Origin of the sequence: Moorena sp. SIO3A2 (genome assembly GCF_010672265.1) — a bacterium.
GTDB lineage: Bacteria > Cyanobacteriota > Cyanobacteriia > Cyanobacteriales > Coleofasciculaceae > Moorena > Moorena producens.
The window spans coordinates 132,245-142,646 of sequence record NZ_JAAHHC010000018.1 but is presented as its reverse complement, the minus strand read 5'-3'; the positions used below and the strand labels follow the sequence as shown (position 1 = coordinate 142,646).

General features: G+C 41.4%; 12 protein-coding genes. 5 read left to right on the top strand and 7 right to left on the bottom strand.

All coding sequences use genetic code 11. The features are described from left to right. Positions 1-633: 633 nt before the first annotated feature. From F6K64_RS21140 to F6K64_RS21130, 3 genes are all read right to left on the bottom strand, one after another. Positions 634-2,169 (bottom strand): glycosyltransferase family 39 protein, encoded by a 1,536-nt coding sequence (locus F6K64_RS21140; RefSeq protein WP_287255902.1) that lies wholly within the window; start codon positions 2,167-2,169, stop codon positions 634-636. A 582-nt stretch (positions 2,170-2,751) separates the two neighbouring features. Further along, positions 2,752-3,501, bottom strand: coding sequence for an exosortase, PEP-CTERM interaction domain protein (locus F6K64_RS21135; RefSeq protein ID WP_287266253.1), 750 nt, complete (start codon positions 3,499-3,501; stop codon positions 2,752-2,754). 390 nt (positions 3,502-3,891) lie between these two features. After that, positions 3,892-4,023 (bottom strand): hypothetical protein, encoded by a 132-nt coding sequence (locus F6K64_RS21130; RefSeq protein ID WP_287266251.1) that lies wholly within the window; start codon positions 4,021-4,023, stop codon positions 3,892-3,894. A gap of 206 nt (positions 4,024-4,229) precedes the next feature. Between F6K64_RS21130 and F6K64_RS21125 the strand changes: the two genes are divergently transcribed. The 4 genes from F6K64_RS21125 (at position 4,230) to F6K64_RS21110 (ending at position 6,319) form a co-directional block, all read left to right on the top strand. After that, positions 4,230-4,475 carry a hypothetical protein gene (locus F6K64_RS21125; protein WP_154659828.1) on the top strand — a complete coding sequence of 82 codons (246 nt, stop codon included), beginning with the start codon at positions 4,230-4,232 and terminating at the stop codon, positions 4,473-4,475. Further along, complete coding sequence (locus tag F6K64_RS21120) at positions 4,472-4,963, top strand: GUN4 domain-containing protein (protein ID WP_008185602.1); 492 nt, start codon at positions 4,472-4,474, stop codon at positions 4,961-4,963. Before F6K64_RS21125 ends, F6K64_RS21120 begins: the two co-directional genes overlap by 4 nt. Positions 4,964-5,112: 149 nt before the next feature. Next, a complete protein-coding gene (locus F6K64_RS21115) occupies positions 5,113-5,307 on the top strand; it encodes a hypothetical protein (RefSeq protein WP_287266250.1) in 195 nt (64 codons plus the stop codon). Between the two features lie 28 nt (positions 5,308-5,335). Further along, complete coding sequence (locus tag F6K64_RS21110; RefSeq protein WP_008185604.1) at positions 5,336-6,319, top strand: ABC transporter ATP-binding protein; 984 nt, start codon at positions 5,336-5,338, stop codon at positions 6,317-6,319. 49 nt (positions 6,320-6,368) lie between these two features. Here F6K64_RS21110 and F6K64_RS21105 read toward each other — a convergent pair whose 3' ends face one another. The 3 genes from F6K64_RS21105 to F6K64_RS21095 all read right to left on the bottom strand — a co-directional run bounded on the left by F6K64_RS21105 (position 6,369) and on the right by F6K64_RS21095 (position 7,733). After that, entirely contained in the window at positions 6,369-6,581 is a 213-nt protein-coding gene (locus F6K64_RS21105; RefSeq protein ID WP_008185606.1) for a RelB antitoxin-like protein, read from the bottom strand. 78 nt (positions 6,582-6,659) lie between these two features. After that, positions 6,660-6,962 carry a DUF433 domain-containing protein gene (locus F6K64_RS21100; RefSeq protein WP_008185608.1) on the bottom strand — a complete coding sequence of 101 codons (303 nt, stop codon included), beginning with the start codon at positions 6,960-6,962 and terminating at the stop codon, positions 6,660-6,662. A gap of 159 nt (positions 6,963-7,121) precedes the next feature. Then, complete coding sequence (locus F6K64_RS21095; RefSeq protein ID WP_287266248.1) at positions 7,122-7,733, bottom strand: Uma2 family endonuclease; 612 nt, start codon at positions 7,731-7,733, stop codon at positions 7,122-7,124. Positions 7,734-8,189: 456 nt separating this feature from the next. Here F6K64_RS21095 and F6K64_RS39010 point away from each other — a divergent pair, with 456 nt between their 5' ends. Continuing rightward, complete coding sequence (locus F6K64_RS39010) at positions 8,190-8,402, top strand: hypothetical protein (protein WP_502708056.1); 213 nt, start codon at positions 8,190-8,192, stop codon at positions 8,400-8,402. A 205-nt stretch (positions 8,403-8,607) separates the two neighbouring features. Here F6K64_RS39010 and F6K64_RS21090 read toward each other — a convergent pair whose 3' ends face one another. Beyond that, a complete protein-coding gene (locus F6K64_RS21090; RefSeq protein WP_287266246.1) occupies positions 8,608-10,398 on the bottom strand; it encodes a M61 family metallopeptidase in 1,791 nt (596 codons plus the stop codon). Positions 10,399-10,402 lie beyond the last annotated feature (4 nt).

Below are 10,402 nucleotides of genomic sequence, written 5' to 3'. Positions count from 1 at the left end.
AAATACGTTCTCTAATATTTCCATTTTCTTCTATTTTTAAGGCTTTTTGAAGTATTGTTTTTTGCTGTCAGATAATTTTTTGCTGGCATATTTCCTATTATTGGGTTATTTATTAATTTTTATTATACCAATTTAAATGCCGAACAGCTTAAATTAATAAGTTTATGGCAAAATTTGACCCAACTTTGAGCATGTAAGCCTATATAAAAACTGGACGGTGCGCGCCTCCCCAAGACCGCGCTGGATCACTTTTACCATCAATCCTATGTTCAAAACTCAAATACAAACGCTATATGAGTTGAATTAATGTGAAGAGGGATAAACCAAATTAGTACAGAAAGTGAAGAGGGATAAGGGACTTGCATGTAAAAAAAATACCAATTAAAGTAGGGTGGGCAAAGTTATCTTATCTAGAAGACTCATTTGAACCAAAATATTTTTGCCCACCCTACAAGCTATGTTCACAACTCAAATACAAACGCTATATGAGTTGAATTAATGTGAAGAGGGATAAACCAAATTAGTACAGAAAGGGATAGCCTGATATGGAGGTAACACTAATAACATGGATTATCAGTCTGACTTGCTTATTCCTAATCACATTTCTGATGTCAGTGCAACTTGTTGCTGTATTCAACCCTGGTGGTGAGTTGGCAATACTAAAAATACATGATAGTTAAGCTTACCATTTTGATCTTTAAATCTTTGATGAGCTTGAATTTGATACATTTGTGTTACTATATTATTGAACACTTCTTCATTCTTGGAATTCAGTTTACACAGTAGCCATAGTCTCGATTTTGTTGCGGGTAACTCCTCAAACCAATCTTCCATACTACCTTCTTTAAGTTTAGTTCTTGAAGAGGGTGGTCTAGGTGCTACTACAATTTCAGCAGAACCATGATCGTAGTGGAATAATGGTAAGGTATTTATCCAACTTTCTATAGCCCAAACCACAATGTCATCGTCTTTTTCATGTGTTTTAATCATGTGAACCATGCCTCGAAAATCTCGATGTAAATCAGCTCTGTAGTAGTTAGATAAACCATTAAATACTGCCAAACCGTACAAGAAAATTATGATTAAGGCAATGATAGTATTTCGATGCCAAACCTTGACTAAAGCTGATGCCAGGAGGATCAAAAAGTAGGGAACTGTAAATAGTAAGTATCGATCTAACCAAATTGAGAAGAAAAGATTAGAAGCTAAGAAAATTTGCATTACAGGTAGAAATCCCCAGGCTGCTACCCAAAGCGTTTTACTGGAATTTTCTTTCCTAAGTGCAGTAACTAAAGCTATACCTACCAAGATTATCAAGGATAAAGTGATTATTCTATAGACCCATATTAAACTATTATCTGGGTTTACATTATCTGCTAAAAAGGGTGGCAAAACTACAAATTCTCTCAAGAATCTGATGCAATTAACAATATTAGGAGATGGACGACTTTGTTGTACTGGGTCAGTTGAAAAATTCCTAGTCGCTGGGATTAGTTTTAACAGCAAAAGTGGAGACCAAACAACACACATGATTAGGAGCCATTTGGCAAACTTAATTACCACATTATATTGCCCACGAAACTTAATTATAACTAGGAATAAATCTGCAAAAATTAGAGTTACATTTAAGGGTAACGTTAAAATTGATATTAATCGAAATACTGCCCACCAAGCCATTGCAAAATTAGATGGACGCTCCAACACCTGAATCATAAATAAAGTACCCAATAGACCAGAGAATGTAGTTAACGAGTACATTCTTACCTGTTGAGAATGATAGACAAATAATGGAGAAAGAGTCAGTAAAATTGCAGCGATATATCCCTCTAGTTTAGAGCTTAAACGACAGCTAATTAAGTAGGTTAGAAAAATACTACCTATGCCAAAAAATGATGCTAAACTCCGCAACCAAGCATCGCTATTCCCAAATTTCATCCAGACACTGAGAAGTAGATAATAAATTGGGCGAATTAAATTTTGAGGTGGAAAACCTTTTCCTGTCTTAACATCTCTGACGCTGTAAAGCTCATCAATCCAAAGACTTTGCCTATCTATTTGGTGGTGATACAATATAAGAGCTGTTAACAGAATAAATAGTATAGGAAGCCATCTTTTTATTGGACTAAATTTTTCATATAATCCTAGTATTTTTTTTATGATAAACTGCATAATAAACTGACCTCATTAAGAATCATATTATAGCAACGTAAGTCATGGTAAACGCATAAATTGGGTAGTAAATATAACCTAAATAAGTGATTAAATCAGTTTTTTTAATTCGAATAAATTCCATACTAAAGGAGTTTTTTTTGTTCAAATTCGTTGAATTTGAACAAAAATAAAAGGAGGATTGCGTACGCAACCATAATCTAGAGTACTCTCAAATCGACCAAGGGTAAAACGGCCAATAATTGAGCAATGTTTTGGGCTTATTGAGAATCAACAGGTTGATTAGATATTTATTATACTATTGTTGAATTATTGACTGTAATTTTTGATACAAATTTAGATGCGTTTACCCTGCAACGAAAGGTAAGCATTCAGCCGTGAGCTTTTAGCTCACGCTACTTGAGGTGCTGTCAGCCGTCAGCTTATTTTATTCAAAAGCACCTCTGCATCGCTTTGCGTCAATTCTTGTCCACTGTTCCCTGTTCCCTGTTCCCTGTTCCCGACTTCTGCAAGAAGTCTAATGTCTTGATGCAGTCTTGATATACCTACTGCATCAAGACTCCCTATTCCCTACTAATTGCCTTAAAACAGACTAGAACCGATACTTCTCTTCAGCACTAATCCTAAGCCCAGAAAGCCCAGAGCCAGTAGACCCTGAGACGACATCGGTTCAGGCACTGGCACTGCTAGAGGCAGTGGACCATTACCTGTCCCGGATTGCGTATCGTTCTTAGCCGTGAACGTCCCAAATGGACCGATGGGGGGTTGTGTGGTTTGCCAAAAGAAAGAGATCGTTTCTGGAGTGTCAGCATTAGTACTCCAATCTGCTCCACCCACAACGCTCCAGACGAGAGTGCCATCTTGATCAAACTTGATTGAAAACTCCCCACTCGGTCCGAGTGCCTGCTTAGCTTCCCCAAAGCTATAGCCCGCAACGCCTGTAAAGCCTTCAGCTTTGAACTGCAACCCGAACTGATTGACATCATCAAACCCAAGTAAACCATCCGGTTGAGGGAAGGGGGGATCGTTAGGAAAGTCTACACCAGGGGTAACTTTGTGTATATAAGTGTAGATGGTTCCCGGTGGATTTAGGGGCGGCACACAACTCAGAAAACCAACAGGACAAGAAACGCTACTGGTCAAGTCCCCCAGGCTGTTGCCGTCACCATTGATCAGGGATGCATCTACTGTCGGACCCACTGGTCCTGTGATGGTTGCTCCCAGGGTCAGGTCGTCAAGGTTGATCGGGGTAATCGACGCAGCACTAACCCCTTTTGCCGAAAGATCGAACACACTCATTGCGATCAATGCGATCGCTAATTTACTAGTCATGATTATTTTTCCTCAGTAAAGTTTTCAAGTAAGCATATGCCCTACGCGCACGCTACGCGAACAGCAATCAGCATTCAGCATTCAGCTATTAGCCTATGGGCTACACGCACGCTGCGCGAACAGTACCGTAGCCAACGGCTGACGGCTGACGGCTGAATGCTTACGATTAACCGAAGGCTTACCTCTTTTCTTATTAACAGTTTGCTACTCCTCAAGTAGCGTGCCAATAGCGCATAAGCACCTGAAGTAGCTTGGGCATTAGCTGATAGCTGATAGCTGATAGCTGATAGCTGAACGCTTACAACTGTAATTATCTATTCCAACGTGATGGCTGATTTTTATGGCCAAGGGTATTTTATCTGTAAATCCAGCAACATTTAGAACATTTAATTAAAATTCATTAAACTCTGAATTATGTAAATGTTGAGCAAAGGGAGCAGGGAGCAGGGAGTAGGGAATCGGGAATCGGGAATCGGGCATCGGGAATCGGGCATCGGGCATCGGGCATCGGGAATCGGGCATCGGGAATCGGGAATCGGGAATCGGGAATCGGTAAAAAATTCTGTGTAATTAATGGGTATTAAAATTGCTAGATATTAATATAATTAACTCTAACACAAAACGATATTTTAAGTTATACATTCCTGATGGATTAGCTGATTTTTAATCGCACATTAAATAAAAAAAATACAATTAAAATCTTGAAAATTACAATCGTAATAATTACAATGATTACAGCGTTTTTAATAACTATAAAGTACATAGGTGCGCTCTTACCATTAAGAATTAAATTCTCCACGGGTCGCACCTCACGATTTTTTCCTGTTCCCTATTCCCTGTTCCCTATTCCCTGTTCCCTATTCCCGACTCCCGACTCCCGACTCCCGACTCCCGACTCCCGACTCCCGACTCCCGACTCCCGACTCCCGACTCCCGATTCCCGATTCCCTACTCCCTACTCCCTAAACTTATGACTAATCTAAAAATAGACTACACTCACCTTAAGACCTTATTGATGGAAGTGCAGTGGAAAGCTGCTGATGCGGAAACCAAAAAAATTGTATTATCCATAGCTAAAACCATTAGACAACAGCAGGACGTTACTAAAAAAGAGCAAGAATGGCTTCAAGGGTTAAATTATCTCAGAGAATCCGACCTAATAGACTTTCCCTGCGACGATTTGGTAACACTCAATCATCTTTGGGAGCAGTATAGTCAAGGTCATTTTGGATTTAGAGTACAATCTCAATTGTGGCAGCAAGTTAGTCAAGATTATAATAAATTCGCCGATCTAGTAGGATGGCGCAATGGTGATGCCGATTCTTGGCATTATTATTCTCACTTAACCTTTAGTTTAGACGCTCCTAAAGGTCATTTGCCCGCTGCTATATTTTATGCCGAAGAATCCGCTATTGGTTGGGCAGCAACTATTAAAAATAGATGTGATGAATGCTTGTTATAGAATTAGGGAGTAGGGAGTAGGGAGTAGGGAGTAGGGAGTAGAAAACTATGAAATCTACGATAGCGCTTTTCCTCTAGCATTTATATAGCGTTTATCATAGCGATGAGGTACAAAGGGATCCCCCTAAATCCCCCTTAAAAAGGGGGACTTTGAGGTACACATTATTTTTTCCCTCTTGCCTCTTGCCTCTTGCCTATTGCCTCTTGCCTATTGCCTCTTGCCTCTTGCCTCTTGCCTATTGCCTCTTGCCTCTTGCCTCTTGCCTCTTGCCTATTAACTGCTCCCTGCTCCCTGCTCCCTACTCCCTATTCCCTATTCCCTATTCCCTGTTCCCTTTGCTATAAACTATACTAAAATACTCAATTTTTTCCCTTGTCACCAATCCTAGACCTTCGTAATCTAGAAACACGCTTTTTCACCCCAGCTGGTACTGTCCATGCTGTCAATGGTATTTCCTTCCAGGTCAATCAAGGGGAAACCCTCGGGATAGTTGGTGAGTCAGGTTCTGGTAAAAGTATCACCGCCCTGTCGATTATGGGACTAATCCCCTCTCCGCCTGGAAAGATTACCAATGGTGAGGTCATTTTTGAAGGGCGTGACCTCCAAAAGCTTAGTGAGGGGGAAATGCGGAAAATCCGGGGTAACCGTATCGCTATGATTTTTCAAGACCCCATGACTTCCCTTAACCCAGTACTAAAGGTAGAAAGGCAAATTACTGAAGCGCTACGGTTACACCAAGGAATGACCCGAGAGCAAGGACGATCTAGGGCAATTGAACTCTTAGAATTAGTGGGAATTCCTGGTGCAGCGGAACGGATTAGTAACTATCCCCACCAATTTTCTGGAGGGATGCGCCAGCGAGTCATGATTGCCATGGGATTAGCCTGTAATCCCCAGTTGCTGATTGCGGATGAACCTACCACTGCTTTGGATGTGACCATCCAAGCCCAAATTGTAGAATTAGTCAAGAAACTGCGCCAGGAAATTGGCATGGCCGTGATTTGGATTACCCATGATTTGGCGCTATTGGCGGGATTAGCGGATCGGATTTTAGTGATGTATGCCGGTCAAGTAGTAGAACAAGCATCGGTGATGGAAATCTATAAAAATCCTCGCCATCCCTATACGATTGGTTTACTCAACAGTATTCCCCGTCTGGATGAACAGCGCCAAGAGCGTTTGCAGACCATTGAAGGGTTACCACCAGATTTAACTAATTATCCCCAAGGTTGTCCCTTTGCTGCTCGTTGTCCTTTCGTGATTGATAAATGTTGGCAGAACGATCCCACCTTGGAATTAGTAAGTGTTGACCATGAAGTGGCTTGTTGGGTGAAGCCAGAGTTGAATGGGAGGTAAGCATATGCGCTACGCGCACGCTGCGCGAACAGCAGTCAGCAGTCAGCGGTCAGCTTAAAATAAACCTTCCGTATGATTCCTCCAAGTATTTTAGTGCGGCTTCACGGTCTAACAAAGGAGTTAGCTTAGCCTCATCCATCGCTTGGTTTAGACAATAATCTTCTAATCTTTCTGATAACTCATCTAAAGAAATGTTTTCTTCTGGAAATAACTGTCGCCACACTTCAATTGATTTTAAAATGCTATATATAGAGATATTCATAGTAATAATGTACAGATATTTTTGATCTTATCTGTTCCCTATTCCCTATTCCATAAAATAATAATTGTCTGGGGCATCTTACTGCTTTAACTTTTGCTGAACCAAGGACGGTGTTTTTTCTTGCATATCACGGGCAAATTCTTCATCCTCACGAATCTGTTGCCTGATTTCCTCAAAATGGTCATGATAATAGGCTAAAGCAGCATAGACATCCGCTAGGGTAATAGTAGGGTATTGTGAAACAATTTCATCCGGCGACAATCCTATTCTTTCGTGCCAAATGACAATATCCTCAACCCGAATACGATGACCGGCAATGCGAGGCTTGCCACCACAAACCCCCGGTGTAATTTCAATATGCTTTGATATGACACTACTCATGTTGTATCCTATTTATACACTGGTTTTACAATTATATATAATTTGTCGCAGTTATGAGGTACACTTTTCAACCTCAAACTCCCCCTTTTTAAGGGGGATTTAGGGGGATCCATTTGTCCATCATGACTACGATAATTGCTATATATCTAACAATAATATCTAAATTCGACTCGATGCCAAAATCTGGTTAGCAGTTAAACTAAGATTCGGAAAGACTTTGGAAACAAGACCATCATCATTTCGGAATAATTGTTTTTGATACTCATCATCTACCAAAGTGCAAATTGTAATGGTTGGTTGTTTAGGTTTACCAATATAATCTCTACCACCAATGCCCAGATAATCGACAATCCAGTATTCAGGCACACCTAGTATGGCATAATCTTCAACCTTACGAGCATAATCGTTCTGCCAGTTTGTGCTAACAACTTCAACAACAAGCTTGATTGAGGTTCCCAACGTAATCACAGGCTCTTTTTGCCATAATGGTTCATTTACGAGCCGAGTTCTATCTAATACAATCACATCAGGACGAAACGCTGTTTGGGTAGCTAAAAGTTTGATCAGACATCGGTAGGGAATAACATAATCTGGGTATCCTCGGTCAATCTCCACATTTAACTTCCGTCCCACAAACCCTGCTACTTCCTCATGTGGTCCCGTAGGTTCCATGTCAATTAGTTCCCCATCGATTAGTTCATAGCGTTCGTTGTCACCATACTGGGTAATAAACTGATCAACAGTTATAAATGTTGGTAAAGCTTGAAGCATTACAATCGAACTCCTTATCTGTGTCAAATCATGCTGGTAGTGGTAAGCCGGTATTATCAATTCTTAAATCCTAATGGTAAATCGTGGTGGATACAAAATCTATAGCGTTTATTCGATTTATCAGCTACAGTTATCAACCTCAAAGTCCCCCTTTTTAAGGGGGATTTAGGGGGATCGCTGTGGATACAAAATCTATAGCGTTGATTGGATTTATCAGGTACGCTTATCAACCTCAAAGTCCCCCTTTTTAAGGGGGATTTAGGGGGATCGCTGTGGATACAAAATCTATAGCGTTGATTGGATTTATCAGGTACGCTTATCAACCTCAAAGTCCCCCTTTTTAAGGGGGATTTAGGGGGATCGCTTTGTCCCTCATGGTAGAGATAATTGCTATAATTAAGAAAACTTATTTTCTGTAAAATCCAAAGCATCATGACAAAAACTACCTTTTCATAAATATTAGAAGCAGCCGATGAACTGCCCTTAGACGATCAAGAAAATCTAATTAGTATTTTAATAAATCGTCTTCGCGATCGCCGAAGAGCCGAGAGAATTAGAGATGTTAAAGAAGCTCAACAAGAGTTTGCCGAAGGAAAATGTCAACCCGTTACTCCTGAACAGCTGATGCAGGAAATTCGTAAGCATATGCGCTACGCGCACGCTACTTGAGGTGCGGTCAGCTGTCAGCCGTCAGCTTAAAATAAACCTATGCAGGCCTATGGTCACGCTACGCGAACGGGAGAATTTAATAGTTCGAGATTAATGAGAATTGAAAGTCTGGGTAAAAGCCCATTGCGCATAAACTGATAGCTGATAGCTAAATGCTGATAGCTGACGGCTGATAGCTGATAGCTGACGGCTTAATGCTTACCCCTCAACTCATCTTGGCCAAAGATGCCCCTAACCACCCAGAAAAATTCTGCTGCTGCCCATTGGTAGGATTTTTCACTGGCATCACTTGGTAACGACTGGGTTGAGATTTGCGTAATGTAATCGGTAGAGTGACCAATTGATCCTGATGGAATACACTGAACTCGATCACATCACCAGCTTTGTAATCTTTTAAGCGATCGCATAATTGATCCCCATTGACTCGCAACCCATCAATAGCCAGTAACTGATCACCAGCATCCACTCCTGCCACTGCCGCAGGAGAATCCATCTCCACAAACTGGATCCAGTCCTGACCATTGTCAGTTCTCACCTTCACCCCCAAGTAAGGCACAGATTCTTCATCCACAGCCACCACTTGTAAGCCAAAGGGTTTGAGATACTGATTGAAGGGCAATTCCCCAGTACCCTCAATAGTCTTCGAGAAGAAATTACTTAAATCTAGCTCTGCTACCGATTCTATAACCTCTCGCAGTTGTTGGGGAGTAAAGCCAATTTCCTGTTTACCAAACTGCTCCCACATCTTCCTGATCACATCATCAAGAGAACGCTGATTTCCATGGCGCTCCCGGATTAACAAATCCAGCAATAACGACACCATTTCCCCTTTCAAATAATAAGAAATTTGGTTATTATCACTATTCGCATCCCGTCGATAAAGCTTAATCCAGGCATCAAAGCTCGACTCACCCAGTGGCTGCACCTTACGTCCTGGTGTAGTTAAAAAGCGGGTAATTTCTTTACTCAAATTCTCTAACAAGGTCTTAGCATCATAGATACCAGCTCGTTGGGGAATTAATAAGTCATAGTAACTGGTTGTTCCTTCACAAAACCACAACGATGTCGTATAGTTTTCCTTTTCATAGTCAAAGGTTTCTAGGGCTAATGGTCGGATCCGCTTAACATTCCACAAGTGAAAGAACTCATGAGCCACCAGTTGCAAGAAGCGATTGTACTTATCCTTTGCGCGAAAACCAAACCGCGAATAAATTAACGAACAACTATCCTTATGTTCCAGTCCCCCAAAGCCACTACCAGTTAGATACAGCAAGAACAAATAGTGGTCATAAGGTAAACCCCCAAACAGCTCAGCTTCTACCTGGATAATCTTCTTAGTATCCTCAATAATCCGTTGTGGGTCAGCATTCCCCTCTCCCCAGATGGCCAATTGATGGGGTTTGCCCAAAACCTCAAAGTCATAGAGCTTATGATCACCAATTTCAAAGGGACTATCCACTAAGGTATCGAAATCCCTTGCGTTGAAGGTATTAAATTTGCCTGACACTGCTGGTAAGGGTGTCGTCACCCGCCAATTGGGATTAGGTGGCGCGATAGTAACCTGGCAAGGGTGTTGTTCAAATCCTGGGATGAAGAAGAACAGAGCAGCACCATTAAAATAACCGTGGCTAGCATCTAAGTGATTAGTGCGTACCGTTAATTCATTAGCAAAGATACGATAACGCACAGTGATAGCCGAGGCATCACCAGTTTCCACTAGCCAATGATTCTTGGCCAGTTTCCGCCACGGTAAAGACTGGGTAGGATTACCCCTATCCGCAGAGAAATCTTGTAAATGTCGAGCATACTCCCGCACTAAGTAAGAGCCTGGAGTCCAAACTGGCATCTTTAAATCTAACAAAGGGGCTTCCCAGCCTTCCACTTGTAGCGTTACCTCAAACAGATGGGATTGAGGCTGAGGCATAGCGACATGGTAGTGAATAGCTAGGGTACTAGTGGCTGCGCTGCTCCGAAAAATAGTTGTTGCTTCAGTCATTACT

Excerpts from the sequence above, each read along its gene's own strand:
- F6K64_RS21120 (WP_008185602.1), top strand. The coding sequence starts at position 4,472 with ATGACTAATCTAAAAATAGACTACACTCACCTTAAGACCTTATTGATG.
- F6K64_RS21140 (WP_287255902.1), bottom strand. The coding sequence starts at position 2,169 with ATGCAGTTTATCATAAAAAAAATACTAGGATTATATGAAAAATTTAGT.
- F6K64_RS21135 (WP_287266253.1), bottom strand. The coding sequence starts at position 3,501 with ATGACTAGTAAATTAGCGATCGCATTGATCGCAATGAGTGTGTTCGAT.
- F6K64_RS21090 (WP_287266246.1), bottom strand. The coding sequence starts at position 10,398 with ATGACTGAAGCAACAACTATTTTTCGGAGCAGCGCAGCCACTAGTACC.
- F6K64_RS21105 (WP_008185606.1), bottom strand. The coding sequence starts at position 6,581 with ATGAATATCTCTATATATAGCATTTTAAAATCAATTGAAGTGTGGCGA.
- F6K64_RS21100 (WP_008185608.1), bottom strand. The coding sequence starts at position 6,962 with ATGAGTAGTGTCATATCAAAGCATATTGAAATTACACCGGGGGTTTGT.
- F6K64_RS21125 (WP_154659828.1), top strand. The coding sequence starts at position 4,230 with ATGATTACAGCGTTTTTAATAACTATAAAGTACATAGGTGCGCTCTTA.
- F6K64_RS21095 (WP_287266248.1), bottom strand. The coding sequence starts at position 7,733 with ATGCTTCAAGCTTTACCAACATTTATAACTGTTGATCAGTTTATTACC.
- F6K64_RS21130 (WP_287266251.1), bottom strand. The coding sequence starts at position 4,023 with ATGCCCGATTCCCGATGCCCGATGCCCGATGCCCGATTCCCGATGCCC.